The following is a 13,043-nucleotide window of genomic DNA, read 5'->3' on the forward strand; positions in this document are numbered from 1 at the left end:
TTCAGCCGGAGCTTAGCCCAGCTGGGAGTTCTTCAGCAGTCGTGCCCGATCCAGGATCTTGTTCTCAAGCTGGAGTGCAGTTTCCGGATCAACGACAGCATCGGTCCACTCGCCAGCTTCACTCTTTTCCTGACGGAACACGGAAACTTTCACGCCATCTGCACGCAGACGCGTATCGAGGATGTAGACTGTAACTTTGACGCGTTCGTTTGGCGCGGCGGCATATGCCTTCCAGTCATACGTGATCAGGCCACCGATAGGGTCGGCCGTTGCCACCGGAAGATCATCGAACGTGTCAAGCGAGGCGCGCCAGAGATATGGATTCACGCTGCCGATATTTTGCTGGATCACACGGGCTTCGGCGTTGCCGCCCGATTTGGACTGGCAGCCTGAAACCATCAGCATGCCGGCAATCGCCGCAGAGAAAACATATTTGACCATGAAGAAAGTTCCTGAGTGCAAGACCTTGTTGACGGCGGTTTGTATAACAAGGGGTTTACGGGCTCGCCAGTGCTGATCTGCGTGTCGCCCCCATGGAGGACCGGTATGAAATTCGCCCAAATCTCCGTTCTCGCTTTGGCGCTTGCCGGCCCCGCCGCGCATGCGCAATGGGAGGACGACTGGAATCCGTGGGAAACCGAAACCGATCTGGGTGCCAGTCTGGTAATGATGCCGGAGGCTGACGAGCAAATTCTGGCGAGTACCTGGGCTGGCGTATCGACCAATCGAATCCTGGATAGCGGCCTTGAAATCGGCGCTGCCGGTCGGGCTGAACTTCAGAAGGACCACTCCCAACGGGCCGGATTCAGCGGTGTACCGGTCGGTATGGAGGGGAGCGGTCTGGGGTTGCAGGGCGCGTTCACTGGGCTGGCAGTCGGCGTTCCGCCAAATGACACCGAAACCCGAGCCGAAATTGAAACGGCTTACATATATGTCGAAGGTGGCTATGGGCAGCTCCGGTTGGGGCGGGACCTGGGCGTTGCGGCGCGTTTTCAGGAAGGCGCACCCTCCGTTTTTGATACGCTTGCCAGCGGTCGTCAGGTGTTGGACCCAACAGGGTTGGACATGGTTACGACACGGCATGACCTGACGGGGCCGTCGGTGAAGCTTTCTTACGCGACACCTCGTCTGGTGGGAGTGCGCGCGGGTGTCAGCATCACGCCCAAGGCGGATGTCCGCGGCCTCGACCGGGATGCTGACCGTAATCTGCCTGGCGCTGCACCCCTAACAATCACCAATGCGGTTGAAGGGTCCATCAATGCCTCGCGCCTTTTGCGCAGCGCGGGCGTAAGGCTGAGCGGTGCCCTTGCAGCAAGTACCGCAGAGATTGAGACGCCGCCCTATGCATCGGATTTGTATGACCGTGTCACGACCTGGTCAGTGGGGACAAAGGCGGAATTTGACACGATATCCATCGGTGCAACGTGGCTCGTCTCCGACAATGGCATCAAGACGGGGGGTGACTATGAAGCGTGGACTGTGGGCCTGACCAAGTCGGTGGGCGATTACCTGATAGGGGCCGAATACGGATTCGCGGAAGATGATCTGGCAGGCCTGGAGGGAGATGCATGGAAATTGGGCGTCTCGCGAAATGTCACAAAACATGCAAGATTCACCCTTGGATACGCGGACAACGGCCTGAACCTGTCGCCAACTAACGCTTTTGGCGTTTCGGCGGGTAAAAATTCCCCTGAGGGGATTGTGATAGAAATCACACTATCGGACTAGAATAGCGGGTCTTTCAGATTCTTAATCTTCTCTTTACCTGCCCCTCCGACTATTTCTGGGAGCAGAGGTAAATTCGATGAAGCTGGGCTTTGCAACTTTCGTGATCGCGCTAACCGCGCTGGCTTTGCCAGCCGCGGCGCAAGATGACGTGTCTGCACCCGCCATGGAAATGGCAACGCCCAGTATATCTGAAACCTCGGCCGCGCAGTCCGAATGGTATCGTCAATTCGCTCAGGCCAAACCCGCTAGCACCGAATCTGTCTGGCAGGCCCAGCCTGACCGCGAATTCTCAATGCAGTTTGGCGGCAATGCCCGTTGGCAACTGAACCTCGACAAGGTCTCCCGTACGGACCTTTCTCCGCTACCGCGTGAGGAAATGCAGGCGGGTGCGACCTTCAAGATTACCCCGCGATTCTCGGTCGGCGGTGAAGTCAGTGTTGGCACGGACGAGTTGAATGACACGTCCACATGGGAGTCTCGCGAAGTCGAAGCGGGTATCCGGCTGAAGTCTGCCTTCAAATTCTAGGATCTGAACGGGTCCCTTATTCCTTCAATCGCTGCCAAGCCTGCTGCATCGCTTATGCTGGCGGCATTGCGCGAATTGATTCCGCCCAACCCGTAGATTGGTAGCGCGCTTTGCCGCGACAGGCAGCGTAACGTGTGTGGCCCCATGGGCGCCGCGGCGGAGGGGCTATTGGATGGGAACACGGTAGACACCAGTGCCGCATCGAACACGCGTGCATCAATCTTTTGCAATTCGGCACGGCCATGAGCGCTTATGCTCATCAGATCGAACCGGTCGCGCCATTTGCGGGCCTCGTGTCGCCGGGCATACGGCCAATGCACGCCCGCTGCGCCAACTTCAATTGCCAGGTCGGGATCGGCCGAAACCAGCAAGGCAAGTCCGCGCTTGTTTGCGATGTCAGCAAGTTGGCGCGCCTGCCATACACTGTGCCGTGCCCCGAAGTGACGGTAAAGAATGCCCCAGCCTGCGGGAAGGTTTTCTGCAACTGAAACCGGGTCCGGTGTGCGTTGCGGATCGGTCAGGAACAGGGCGGGTGGCAACCAGGATGGCAAATGCCGCCGCGAGCGTCTCGCCGCAGAGATCAGCTTGCGTCTCGGCTCGTCTTGGGGTTTCTGCGCCATCAAGATGACTGATACGGACTTCCCCGGAATTGCCAAGCGCCGCGCCGCGATCCTCGGCGATCTTGCTGCTATTGCTGAAACACCGCCCACGCTTGTGGCTGTGACGAAAACCCAATCCGATGCGGCACTGGAAGAGATCCTCGCGGCAGGGCACCGCGTCTTCGGAGAAAACCGCGTACAGGAAGCATTCCAGCATTGGGAAATGCGCCGCGCGGATTATCCGGATCTGGAATTGCGGCTGATTGGCCCCTTGCAATCGAACAAGTCCGAAGACGCGGTAAACCTGTTTCATGTCATCGAGACGCTCGACCGACCAAAGCTTTGCCGCGAACTTGCCAAGGCCGAACAGAAGTCTGGTTTGAAACGGACTTATCTGATTCAGGTGAATACCGGCGAAGAGCCGCAGAAGGCCGGGGTTGCCCCAAGAGACGTCGAAGCGCTGCTCCGCGTGGCGCGGGAGCAAGGACTGGATGTGACTGGTCTGATGTGCATCCCCCCGGTTGATGAGCCGGCTGGTCCCCACTTTGCCCTGCTGGCCAAGATCGCCAAGCGTCTCGAACTCCCCCAGCTCTCCATGGGCATGAGTGCAGATTATGACATCGCTACGCGCTTTGGAGCGACGTATGTGCGGGTTGGGTCTGCCCTGTTTGGCCCGCGTGACTCTTCAGCCTAGAAAGAGATTTCGATCTCGGCGCCCGGCACCATCAGTTCCAGCAAGGTGAGCAAGTCGTTCTGCTCGAGCGCAATACAGCCTTCGGTCGGCTCGAAATTCGGCCGGGCCAGATGCATGAAGATCGCGCTGCCAAGGCCCGGCGTCACCGGATCATCATTGTAGCCAAGTTCGACAATCACATCATAGACATGATCGTCGCGCCATAATTTTTCATGGCTTGCCGAAAATGGCAGGGATACAGGCCGGTTGTAGAGGCGGTGATCCGGCGCATCGCACCACCCATCATAAGGTTTCAACGGCACCAGGGGGAGGCTGGTGACGGGCGGGCCCAGACGGTCTGGCCTGAAGAAGACATTCCGCACCGGCCATGTGCCAGCCGGAGAGGCCCCGTCGCCCTCGCGCTTTTGCGATGCCTTCACCACGCCGCCTTTGCCCACGACGCACCGGGCCGTAAAGCCCGGCCCCGAAAACTTGCCGGTTTGCGTTGCGGTGAATTTCATGCTCACGGACTGCTCCCACACTTGTGATTGCGCGTTAGGCAAAGTCATATGGCATTTGACAGCAGCCGCAATACACAGCGACGACCGAAATTAGGAGACGCCCGTGACAGGTAACAAGACGATCCTGCTGGTTGACGATGACCAGGACCTGCGCGAAGCGCTTGCCGAGCAATTCGACTTGCACGATGGCTTCACCACATTGCAGGCCGCCAATGCGAACGAGGGCATCACTCACGCGCTAGCCGAACGAATCGACCTGATCCTGCTCGATGTCGATATGCCGGACATGGATGGCCGCGAAGCCTGCAAGCAAATGCGCCAAAAGGGCGTGCGTGCACCGATCATCATGCTGACGGGACAGGATGGCGATGCAGATACGATTCTCGGCCTCGAATCCGGCGCGAATGACTATGTCACCAAGCCCTTCAAATTCTCTGTTCTGCTGGCGCGGGTACGTGCGCACCTGCGCAGTTTCGAACAGTCTGAAGACGCGACCTTCCAGGTTGGGCCTTACGAATTCCGCCCGGCGATGAAGCTGCTTGTCACGGAAGATGGCCGAAAGGTGCGCCTGACTGAGAAAGAAACCAACATCCTGAAATATCTCTACCGCGCACAGGGCAAGCCGGTCGCACGGGATGAGTTATTGTCAGAAGTCTGGGGCTACAATGCGACGGTCACCACGCACACGCTGGAAACCCATATCTATCGCCTGCGTCAGAAGGTCGAGCCTGATCCGGCACACGCACGCCTGTTGCTGACTGATGCTGGCGGATACCGCCTTCAGCCCTAGACTTTCATCTCAACGCTGATCGGGGCGTGATCTGAGGGTTTCCAGCCGCCGCGCCAGGCAAGATGGACGCGGTATGTGTCCAGCTGCGTGTCTGGCAGGGCAGCCGGGTTCATCCAGATATGATCCAGCCTGCGGCCCCGATTGCTCTTGGCCCAGTCTTTCGCGCGATAGCTCCACCAGGAATACAGTTTCTGATGGTCATCAACGGCCAGTCGGCCGATGTCAGCGAACCTCGCCTGACTGCGCGAATCTTCCAGGCGTTCTGTCTCGCCCGGCGTGTGCGAGATGATCTTCAACATCTGCTTGTGTGACCAGACGTCATTCTCGTGCGGCGCGACATTGAGATCGCCGACCAGAACACGCGGTGTTGTGGTCTGCTTCTTATAGCCAGGTCCAAGCCGCTCAAGGAAATCCAGCTTGTGCGCGAACTTGTCGTTCGTGTCGGCGTTCGGTTCGTCGCCGCCAGCCGGCAGGTAGATATTGTGGATTTCGACGCCTGCCACTTTTGCTGCGATCACACGGGAATGCCCGTGGCGGCACAGATCTGGGGCCTCGATACGTTCGATCGGCAGGCGCGAAGCAATGGCCACGCCGTGATGACCGCCTTTCTGACCGTTCAGGACCAGATGTGGCAGACCCATTTCCCGAAAAGCCTTTTCAGGAAACTCCCCGTCCTGGCATTTGGTTTCCTGCAGACAGATTACGTCCGGCTGCTCAGCGGCGACGAAGGCTTCCACATTGGGGGCGCGCAGGCGGACCGAATTGATGTTCCAGCTGACGATCTTGAGTGAATTTGACATTCAGGCTGCGTAACAGTGTTTCCAGAAACGTCAACGCGCCCGAGCGCGGGGAAGCTCGGACGCGTCAGACGCTTGCTTTGCACGTCTCGCCGGGAGGGGAAGGCTCCGACGGTGACAACGCATCTGGTCGCAGCGGGGGGTCAATTGCTGCGCGGGGTAGCTGCGTCGTCCACAGTTGCAAAGATGTCACTCTCACAATTAAATTCAAGTGAAAATTGTGTTATATGCTTGGCTGTGTCGTCTGGGGTCCAGTTTTCCGGCGCCAGCGGTCAAGTTCGACCTCAATTCTCGTCAAAATCCTTCATTACGAACAGGCGTGGGTTCAATCGTTTGCCCGATTCCACATTCGTCAGTTGTACGGAGGTGAGGTTTCCGCCGCTATCCATCGTGCGCCATCCGGTCAGCGACATATCACTTTCCATCAACAGCAGGGTCAGCGTGCCGTCCATTTCACCGGACTTGTCCCGAAGTGTGATTTCGACCCGACCATTGCGGTTTTGCACGTCGAGCACGTCGGCTTCGGTGGCAAAATCGATGTCGTCATCCAGCAACAGGGCGAGCGGGGTCGTGCCGAGGGGGACGCGATCCGTGGTTTCCAGTTCGGAATCCTGAAGCGCCACAGTTGTTCCATCGCTTACGACGAGAAGCGGGCTTGGGGCGTCATATTCAAACCGCACCTTGCCAGGTCGCGAAAGGGCGAACCGTCCAGTTGATTCAGTATAGTCAGGCGCAAGTTGTTCAAACGTACCGCTTGCGGTCTCCACAGCGGCCAGCGCCGCCGAGGCGCGTTCCAGCAGGTCGGCGCGTTGTTTGTCTGTCAGGCCAGCAGGCTGAGCGACTTGCGGAGCAGGGGCTGCGGCATCGGTGATCTGCAGGCCCATTGCGAAGGGGGACGTGGCGATCGCGGTGATTGCGCCAAGGCTTGCCAGGAAATTCAACATTGTGCGGTCTCCTCAATTCGTTGACCAATGGACCTACACTTAAGCGCGACAGGCTTGCAGAAACAGGGCGCGAAAAAGGTATTTTCGTCGCTTTTCGTTGCACCGCATTCAGCTTCACCCAATCGCATGTCCAGATTGACTGCCAGATGAACGCGCACAGCCTGTTTGGTGTCAGGACCGCGCCTTGCGAAAAGCGGGTCTCCAGCCCATGTTCCCTGCAGATATTCAAGGAACACGCTCACATGACTGAAATGGCTTCGCTTCATACCAAAGACACAACCGACCAGGATTTCATGGCCGATGTTGTGGAGGCGTCCGAGCAACAGCCCGTAATCGTGGATTTCTGGGCGCCGTGGTGCGGACCGTGCCGGACGCTTGGGCCGATCATCGAAAAGGCGGTTGAGTCCCGCAATGGCCAGGTCAAGCTGGTCAAGATCAATATTGATGAAAACCCGGCCTATGCTGGGCAGCTTGGCGTACGTTCCATTCCGGCCGTCTATGCGTTCGACAAGGGCCGCCCGGTCGATGCCTTCATGGGCGCACTGCCGGAAAGCCAGATCAATGCGTTCGTCGAGAAGCTGCTGAGCGGAACCGATGCCGGCAAGATGATTGCCGAGGCATTGGAACAGGCTGAAGCGGCTAGCCAGGCAGGCGATATTGGCACAGCGGCGCAGATCTATGCGGCTGTCATTCAGCAGGAGCCAGAAAACGTCACAGCGATCGCCGGGCTCGCTCGCTGTTACCTCGCCAATGGCGACAAGGAACGCGCCACAGCGACGCTCGATATGATCCCCGAGGACAAGCAGAATGACAGCGCCGTCAAAGGCGTCCGCACCGCCATTGAAATGATGGGCGATTCGGCGGCTGAACCAGACGAGTTCGAAGCGGCGCTTTCAGCCGTCCTTGCCAATCCCGATGACCATGACACGCGGTTCGAGTTGGCAGAGAAGTATGGCGCGGCTGGCCGGTTCGGGGATGCGATTGATCATCTGCTGATCATTCTCGGACACAAGCTCGACTGGAGCGAAGGCAAGGCCAAGGAAAAGCTGCTACAGATGTTTGAGGCGGCAGGGGCGACAGACCCGGCAACCGTCAGCGGTCGCCGTCGTCTTGCATCGCTGATGTTTGCCTGAGGGAGCATTCGCTCCACATCTCTTTTCAGGCCGATCCAGAAAGAGACGCAATCCGATGACCCAGCCGAGCTTCACGCGTATTTCCGAACTGCCGGAACAGCTGGCGATCTTCCCCCTGCCCGGCGCGCTCCTGTTTCCGCGCTGGCAGTTGCCGCTGAACATTTTCGAACCGCGTTACCTCAACATGATTGATGATGTCATTCAGGGCGACCGCATGATCGGCATGGTCCAGACTGTTGGCGGTACAAGGGCCAAGCCGGATATTGCGCAAACCGGGTGCGCGGGACGTATTACGGCCTGGTCTGAAACAGGGGATGGTCGCTATCTGATCACGCTGTCGGGAATTGCGCGGTTTGATGTCTCCAAAGAGCTTTCGGTGATGACGCCCTATCGGCAGGTGACGCCCGATTGGACGCCCTATGCCGAAGACCTGAAAGATGTCCCGCCTGCGCGCTTGCCGGACCGCAAGCGTCTCGTCGGTGCGTTGCACGACTATACCGAGACACACGACATGGCGACGGACTGGTCTGCAGTGGAAGAAGCCCCGCTTGAAACCTTGGTGAATGCGCTTTGCTCGGGATGTCCATTCTCCGTGATGGAGAAGCAGGCGCTCGTTGAGGCGCCCACCTTGAAAGATCGCGCGGAAACGCTCATCACCCTTCTGGAAATGGATGTGTCCGGCCAGGATGGCGGCACGCTGCAATAGGGGCGTTCATGTCTGAAGATACCGGGAAAGAAATTGGCGCGCCGCGCAAGGGCCCGTCCGGGGTTGATCCTCGCTTGCTGGAAATCCTGATTTGCCCGGTCAGCCGCCAGCCGTTGAGCTATGACCGCGCCGCCGACGAGCTGGTCTCGCCAAAGGCGCGGCTGGCCTATCCGATCCGCAATGGCATTCCGATCATGCTGGCGGATGAGGCGCGCGATCTGGACGAAACCGCTCCTCACGATGAGCCCGGCGCATGAGCGATCCATCTTGGCCTGCTCGTCTGGCTTTCCGGAAATCCGCACAGGAATTATTTATCGAATTCGACGACGGCGTATCCGGAGTCATCGGCTACAAACGCCTGCGCGAGGAAAGCCCGTCAGCGGAGGTCCGCGGTCATGGCAGCGGTCCACGCCCTCCCCAGCCGCCGGTGCCGGACGATATCTCCGTGCTCGGCGCCGAACCGGTCGGGCGCTATGCCGTGCGCATCCGATTCTCTGACGGACATGATTCCGGGCTGTATACGTGGAAATTCCTGCGGGAACTGGCCGTGCCAGCCTAACGCATCAGGCTTGGCAGGTGATCCTGATCCGCGCTGGCCTGGCGGGCCATGGCTCGCCTGAGTGGAGTCACCCGTTGCGCCAGTGTCAGGGCCAAGCCCCGCAGAGGCTTCAGCAGATTACTGTCATTGGTAAAGGCCCGGTCGATTCCATCCATGAACATCGCCGCTGCGGTCGCATCAAACCGGCGCCATTTTTCGTAGCGCTCTAGGCTGACATCCGATCCCGGATCAAGGCCGACGTCGCGAGCGTCGCACATAACATCAATCAGCGCGCCGACATCCTTGAAGCCGAGATTCAGTCCCTGCCCGGCTAGCGGATTGATCCGGTGCGCGGCATCGCCCACGAGCGCTGTACGCGGGCCAACCATGCGCGTTGCCAGCTGCATGACGAGTGGATAGGCCGAATACGGTCCGTCGATCTCCATGGGGCCCGCAAAATCTGCAAAGCGCGCATTCAGTTCGGCATTGATGTCCTCGACAGACATGGCCGCGATGGCTTCGGCCGCGCCGCGTTTCATGTACCAGGCAAGATTCGCCCGATTGTCCGGCATCGGCAGGGTCGCAAAAGGCCCTTCCGGTGTGAACAGCTGGCGCGCAATGCCTCCATGAGGGCGGTCCAGCTTCACATTCGCGGCGAAGACGGACTGATTGTAATCATGCCCTTCGGTCTGGATCCCGACGGCGCTTCGCACGGATGATTTCATCCCGTCACATGCGGCAACCAGCCGGGCGTGGATTTTGCGCCCATCAGAGAGAGTCAGGCTGGCACTAGCGGGACCGATCTCCATCGACTCGAACAGCTTGCCCTGCACCCACTCTATTTCACCCGCCTTCTCGCAGGCATCGTCCAAGGCGGCCTGAAGGTCAGCGGCCGGAACCATCTGTCCAAGGGGCTGGCCATCGGGATCATCCGGCAGGTCGTCATTGCCAAACAGCACTCCGGGCACGCCGAACCAGTGGGTTCCGCCGTCGATCGCTTCCAGTCCGTTCAAAGGCTCGGTTGATCCGCGCATTGCGTTGGTCACACCTGCCGTGTCCAGCAGCCGCCAGCTGCCGCGTACGATGGCAAAGGTCCGGGTGTCCTTGCGTACCGGAGCATTCGGGTCCCGAGCGTCAACAAGTATTACAGAAAAGCCCCGTTGCGCGGCCAGAATGGCCAGTGTGGTGCCGACCGGTCCGGCCCCCACAATGGCAAGGTCATACACGCGGTCAGACTGAGCAGCTGTTTTGGTCATGGTCTTTAGCTAAGCGCCCTCCTGCCAATCGTCCAGCGATGATGGAGATTTAGGCGATTCGCCGCATCACTGCCCATGCTTTGACCATGCCTTACCTGAAAAACCGGTCTGCCCCCATGGTGGTGCGACATTCCCTCAAGCTCACAATCATATCGGTTCTGGGAGAGCACGGGGGGTCCCGAGCTCTGCAGTCTCGTGACGAAGGAGGGGCCAGATGGGCCAACTACTAAAAAATACCATACGCGGAGCAGCACTGCTGCCAGCCGCACTATTGGCGGGGGCAGCCGCCTACGCTCAGGAAGCAGACATCGAGGCGCGGCTTGCCGCGCTGGAAGAGGGCGTAGCGGGAAGCGCCAGCGCCTATGTCGACAACAGCTACCTGTTTCTGATTGGCGGTATCATCGTGATGCTGATGGCAGCAGGTTTCTGCATGCTCGAAGCAGGGCTTGTGCGTTCCAAGAACGCCGCCATGCAGTCCACCAAGAACGTCGCACTCTATTCCATTGCCGGTCTCATGTTCTGGGTGGTCGGCTACAACATGGCCTATCCGGCTGAATCGATTGGCGGCCTGCTCGGCACCACACCCGGACCTTGGGATGGTGGCGATCTGAGCGTCGAAAGCGACGCAGGCTATGCCCCGGCCTCCGACTGGTTCTTCCAGATGGTGTTTGTCGCAACAGCTGCGTCCATCGTATCCGGTACAGTGGCAGAGCGCGTGAAGCTATGGCCTTTCTTGATCTTCACCGCAATTCTTACTGCTTTCATCTATCCGGTCGTCGTGTCCTGGGAATGGGGTGCAGGCTACCTCGATTCCGCATGGGGCTTCTCTGACTTCGCTGGTTCTACGCTGGTCCACTCGACCGGTGGCTGGGCAGCGCTCGCAGGTGCCATCATCATCGGGCCTCGCATCGGCAAGTATTTCGGCAAGCAGGTCAATCCGATGCCGGGCAACAACATCCCGCTCGCCGCACTGGGTACATTCATCCTGTGGTTCGGTTGGTTCGGCTTCAACGGTGCGTCCCAACTCGCAGCCGGTACGGCCGCAGACATCAACTCCGTGTCGCAGATCTTTGCGAACACAAACCTCGCAGCAGCGGGCGGCGTGATGGCGGCGATGTTCACGACTGCCATCCTCTACAAGGGCAAGGTCGACGCGACCATGGTGTTCAACGGTGCTATCGGTGGCCTCGTGTCCATCACGGCAGAACCGCTTGCACCAAGCATGCTGGCTTCGGTCCTGATCGGTGGTGTGGGCGGCGTCCTGGTCGTGATCTTCGTGCCACTGCTCGACAAGCTGAAAATCGATGATGTGGTCGGCGCTATTCCGGCTCACCTCGTTTGCGGCATCTGGGGCACGATGATCGTTCCATTCTCCTACACGAACGCCATCGCGCCGAATGAAGCGGGTGACCCAAGCTATCTTGGCCAGCTGGTTGGTGTGGTTCTGACCGGTGTCTTCGTGATGATCGCCTCTTCGATTGTCTGGTACATCCTGAAACTCACCATCGGCGTGCGTCCGACGGCCGAGGAAGAAGAGATGGGCCTCGACAAGGCAGAAATCGGCCTCGAAGCCTATCCGGAATTCGCGAACTAGGTTCATAAGAGTACCCAACGAAAAGCCCCGGCAGAGCAATCTGTCGGGGCTTTTTATTGGTCTTTGCGGGGCAGGATCAGTCCTTAGGACTCATCATTCGGCATGATCACTGTATCGACGGCGTGGATAACACCGTTGGAAGCCTGGATATCAGCCGCCACAACCGTGGCATTGTCGATCATCACGCTGTCGTCCGTCTTCGTGACGGCGACGTCAGAGCCAGCCAGCGTAGCGACATTCATTTCGCCATTGGCGATATCGCTGCTCAGGGTTTCGCCTTCGACCACGTGTGCTTTGAGGATTGCGGTCAGTTTGTCATTTGCTTCACCGGATTTCAGCTTTGAAACCAGCTCGGGGTCGAGCTTTTCAAAAGCCGCATTGGTCGGCGCAAACACTGTGTATTTGGTGTCGCTATCCAGTTCACCGGTCAGGCCGGCCTGCTCTACAAGAGCGACCAGAGTTGTGAAGCGAGGATCTTCCGAGGCGATATCGGAAATCGTGCCCTTCATGGCGAGATCAGCCATGGCCTCGGTCTCTGACGCATAGTCCGGGCCGCCCATACCGATTTCGGGCTCTACTTCCATATCAGTCTCTGCGGTTACCGAAGCGTCCATATTTGCTTCAGCGGAGCCATCAGTCGTCACGTCAGCAGATTGCGTCTCGTCCCACTCATAGGATTTCGTGTCGCCTGCCGGGTCTGTCTGTTCCGGATTGGTAATAGCGGGATCATATGTTTCTGTGGCACCGGTCGTCTGCTCAGCCTCCATTTCCGCGTTCGTGGTCGTGTCAGCCTGTGCCATCACCATTGTGTCGTCGGATTCAGCAGAAGTCTCTTCAGGTACATCCATATCGGACTGGACAGTGAAGAGGACATCGCTGGTGGCGTCAGACGCCGCCGGATCTTTCAGAACCTTCAGTTGAAGTGCGTTCAATTCGTCAATCGACAGCTCGTCAATGTTTTGAACATCAGAACTTTCTTCCATTTCGGCGGAGGCGTTAACGTCCATGTCGGTTGTGTTAGGTTCCTGCGCGGTTGCGGCCATACCCGTTAACAGGGCGATGGTTGCGGGGATAATCAGTGTGCGTTTCATATCGAGCTCTCCTTTGGTGTTGGTCTCACGCAATCAATGAGGCCGTGGAGGCTCTGGTTCCTTATATTACGGAGAATACATACGCGTGCGGATACGGGATCAGCCTGGCTGATTCAGATCAAATCGCGACGGTTTGCTCGTTTTGAG

Annotated in this window: 16 protein-coding genes; 9 read left to right on the plus strand and 7 right to left on the minus strand. The window is 58.6% G+C overall.

Features of this window, described 5'->3' with window-relative positions; genetic code table 11:
- Window positions 1-12: 12 nt before the first annotated feature.
- On the minus strand, window positions 13-441 hold the full coding sequence (locus CFA77_RS00065) for a DUF3576 domain-containing protein (RefSeq protein WP_034813069.1): 429 nt from the start codon (window positions 439-441) through the stop codon (window positions 13-15).
- Window positions 442-546: 105 nt separating this feature from the next.
- Here CFA77_RS00065 and CFA77_RS00070 point away from each other — a divergent pair, with 105 nt between their 5' ends.
- Together CFA77_RS00070 and CFA77_RS00075 are read left to right on the plus strand one after the other, a co-directional pair.
- Window positions 547-1,728: a porin gene (locus CFA77_RS00070; RefSeq protein ID WP_206991722.1), complete on the plus strand. Its 1,182-nt coding sequence runs from the start codon at window positions 547-549 to the stop codon at window positions 1,726-1,728.
- Between the two features lie 76 nt (window positions 1,729-1,804).
- Entirely contained in the window at window positions 1,805-2,254 is a 450-nt protein-coding gene (locus tag CFA77_RS00075) for an NtrZ family periplasmic regulatory protein (protein WP_206991723.1), read from the plus strand.
- Here CFA77_RS00075 and CFA77_RS00080 read toward each other — a convergent pair.
- Window positions 2,251-2,874 carry a thiamine phosphate synthase gene (locus CFA77_RS00080; protein WP_206991724.1) on the minus strand — a complete coding sequence of 208 codons (624 nt, stop codon included), beginning with the start codon at window positions 2,872-2,874 and terminating at the stop codon, window positions 2,251-2,253. The two genes, CFA77_RS00075 and CFA77_RS00080, sit on opposite strands and share 4 nt — an antisense overlap.
- Before the next feature lie 4 nt (window positions 2,875-2,878).
- On the opposite strand from CFA77_RS00080, the gene CFA77_RS00085 reads away from it, so the two are divergent.
- On the plus strand, window positions 2,879-3,547 hold the full coding sequence (locus CFA77_RS00085; protein WP_206991725.1) for a YggS family pyridoxal phosphate-dependent enzyme: 669 nt from the start codon (window positions 2,879-2,881) through the stop codon (window positions 3,545-3,547).
- On the opposite strand, the gene CFA77_RS00090 is transcribed toward CFA77_RS00085, so the two are convergent.
- A complete protein-coding gene (locus CFA77_RS00090) occupies window positions 3,544-4,047 on the minus strand; it encodes a L,D-transpeptidase (protein ID WP_206991726.1) in 504 nt (167 codons plus the stop codon). The genes CFA77_RS00085 and CFA77_RS00090 overlap by 4 nt on opposite strands.
- 103 nt (window positions 4,048-4,150) lie before the next feature.
- Here CFA77_RS00090 and CFA77_RS00095 point away from each other — a divergent pair, with 103 nt between their 5' ends.
- A complete protein-coding gene (locus CFA77_RS00095; protein WP_206991727.1) occupies window positions 4,151-4,837 on the plus strand; it encodes a response regulator transcription factor in 687 nt (228 codons plus the stop codon).
- Here CFA77_RS00095 and CFA77_RS00100 read toward each other — a convergent pair.
- Window positions 4,834-5,637 carry an exodeoxyribonuclease III gene (locus CFA77_RS00100; RefSeq protein WP_206991728.1) on the minus strand — a complete coding sequence of 268 codons (804 nt, stop codon included), beginning with the start codon at window positions 5,635-5,637 and terminating at the stop codon, window positions 4,834-4,836. The genes CFA77_RS00095 and CFA77_RS00100 overlap by 4 nt on opposite strands.
- A 281-nt stretch (window positions 5,638-5,918) precedes the next feature.
- On the minus strand, window positions 5,919-6,578 hold the full coding sequence (locus CFA77_RS00105) for an outer membrane lipoprotein carrier protein LolA (RefSeq protein ID WP_242517428.1): 660 nt from the start codon (window positions 6,576-6,578) through the stop codon (window positions 5,919-5,921).
- 242 nt (window positions 6,579-6,820) lie between these two features.
- Here CFA77_RS00105 and trxA point away from each other — a divergent pair, with 242 nt between their 5' ends.
- From trxA to CFA77_RS00125, 4 genes are read left to right on the plus strand one after another with little or no spacing between them, the layout of a single operon-like run.
- Window positions 6,821-7,711, plus strand: coding sequence for a thioredoxin (trxA, locus tag CFA77_RS00110; protein WP_034813090.1), 891 nt, complete (start codon window positions 6,821-6,823; stop codon window positions 7,709-7,711).
- Window positions 7,712-7,766: 55 nt separating this feature from the next.
- Entirely contained in the window at window positions 7,767-8,417 is a 651-nt protein-coding gene (locus CFA77_RS00115; RefSeq protein ID WP_206991729.1) for an LON peptidase substrate-binding domain-containing protein, read from the plus strand.
- Between the two features lie 8 nt (window positions 8,418-8,425).
- Entirely contained in the window at window positions 8,426-8,674 is a 249-nt protein-coding gene (locus tag CFA77_RS00120) for a Trm112 family protein (RefSeq protein ID WP_206991730.1), read from the plus strand.
- Window positions 8,671-8,976, plus strand: coding sequence for a gamma-butyrobetaine hydroxylase-like domain-containing protein (locus CFA77_RS00125; protein ID WP_206991731.1), 306 nt, complete (start codon window positions 8,671-8,673; stop codon window positions 8,974-8,976). The genes CFA77_RS00120 and CFA77_RS00125 overlap by 4 nt, the downstream gene beginning before the upstream one ends.
- On the opposite strand, the gene CFA77_RS00130 is transcribed toward CFA77_RS00125, so the two are convergent.
- The gene (locus tag CFA77_RS00130; RefSeq protein ID WP_206991732.1) at window positions 8,973-10,211 is read right to left on the minus strand and encodes an FAD-dependent monooxygenase; all 1,239 of its coding nucleotides are present in this window, start codon (window positions 10,209-10,211) and stop codon (window positions 8,973-8,975) included. The two genes, CFA77_RS00125 and CFA77_RS00130, sit on opposite strands and share 4 nt — an antisense overlap.
- Window positions 10,212-10,425: 214 nt before the next feature.
- On the opposite strand from CFA77_RS00130, the gene CFA77_RS00135 reads away from it, so the two are divergent.
- Window positions 10,426-11,805 carry an ammonium transporter gene (locus tag CFA77_RS00135; protein ID WP_206991733.1) on the plus strand — a complete coding sequence of 460 codons (1,380 nt, stop codon included), beginning with the start codon at window positions 10,426-10,428 and terminating at the stop codon, window positions 11,803-11,805.
- An 83-nt stretch (window positions 11,806-11,888) separates the two neighbouring features.
- Here the strand turns inward: CFA77_RS00135 and CFA77_RS00140 are convergent, their stop codons facing one another.
- A complete protein-coding gene (locus tag CFA77_RS00140) occupies window positions 11,889-12,896 on the minus strand; it encodes a fasciclin domain-containing protein (protein WP_206991734.1) in 1,008 nt (335 codons plus the stop codon).
- Between the last annotated feature and the right edge of the window lie 147 nt (window positions 12,897-13,043).

Source organism: Hyphomonas sp. KY3, from assembly GCF_017309975.1.
GTDB lineage: Bacteria > Pseudomonadota > Alphaproteobacteria > Caulobacterales > Hyphomonadaceae > Hyphomonas.

Excerpts from the sequence above, each read along its gene's own strand:
- CFA77_RS00135 (WP_206991733.1), top strand. The coding sequence starts at position 10,426 with ATGGGCCAACTACTAAAAAATACCATACGCGGAGCAGCACTGCTGCCA.
- CFA77_RS00140 (WP_206991734.1), bottom strand. The coding sequence starts at position 12,896 with ATGAAACGCACACTGATTATCCCCGCAACCATCGCCCTGTTAACGGGT.
- trxA (WP_034813090.1), top strand. The coding sequence starts at position 6,821 with ATGACTGAAATGGCTTCGCTTCATACCAAAGACACAACCGACCAGGAT.
- CFA77_RS00120 (WP_206991730.1), top strand. The coding sequence starts at position 8,426 with ATGTCTGAAGATACCGGGAAAGAAATTGGCGCGCCGCGCAAGGGCCCG.
- CFA77_RS00075 (WP_206991723.1), top strand. The coding sequence starts at position 1,805 with ATGAAGCTGGGCTTTGCAACTTTCGTGATCGCGCTAACCGCGCTGGCT.
- CFA77_RS00130 (WP_206991732.1), bottom strand. The coding sequence starts at position 10,211 with ATGACCAAAACAGCTGCTCAGTCTGACCGCGTGTATGACCTTGCCATT.
- CFA77_RS00090 (WP_206991726.1), bottom strand. The coding sequence starts at position 4,047 with ATGAAATTCACCGCAACGCAAACCGGCAAGTTTTCGGGGCCGGGCTTT.
- CFA77_RS00085 (WP_206991725.1), top strand. The coding sequence starts at position 2,879 with ATGACTGATACGGACTTCCCCGGAATTGCCAAGCGCCGCGCCGCGATC.
- CFA77_RS00125 (WP_206991731.1), top strand. The coding sequence starts at position 8,671 with ATGAGCGATCCATCTTGGCCTGCTCGTCTGGCTTTCCGGAAATCCGCA.
- CFA77_RS00100 (WP_206991728.1), bottom strand. The coding sequence starts at position 5,637 with ATGTCAAATTCACTCAAGATCGTCAGCTGGAACATCAATTCGGTCCGC.
- CFA77_RS00105 (WP_242517428.1), bottom strand. The coding sequence starts at position 6,578 with ATGTTGAATTTCCTGGCAAGCCTTGGCGCAATCACCGCGATCGCCACG.
- CFA77_RS00070 (WP_206991722.1), top strand. The coding sequence starts at position 547 with ATGAAATTCGCCCAAATCTCCGTTCTCGCTTTGGCGCTTGCCGGCCCC.
- CFA77_RS00115 (WP_206991729.1), top strand. The coding sequence starts at position 7,767 with ATGACCCAGCCGAGCTTCACGCGTATTTCCGAACTGCCGGAACAGCTG.
- CFA77_RS00065 (WP_034813069.1), bottom strand. The coding sequence starts at position 441 with ATGGTCAAATATGTTTTCTCTGCGGCGATTGCCGGCATGCTGATGGTT.
- CFA77_RS00080 (WP_206991724.1), bottom strand. The coding sequence starts at position 2,874 with ATGGCGCAGAAACCCCAAGACGAGCCGAGACGCAAGCTGATCTCTGCG.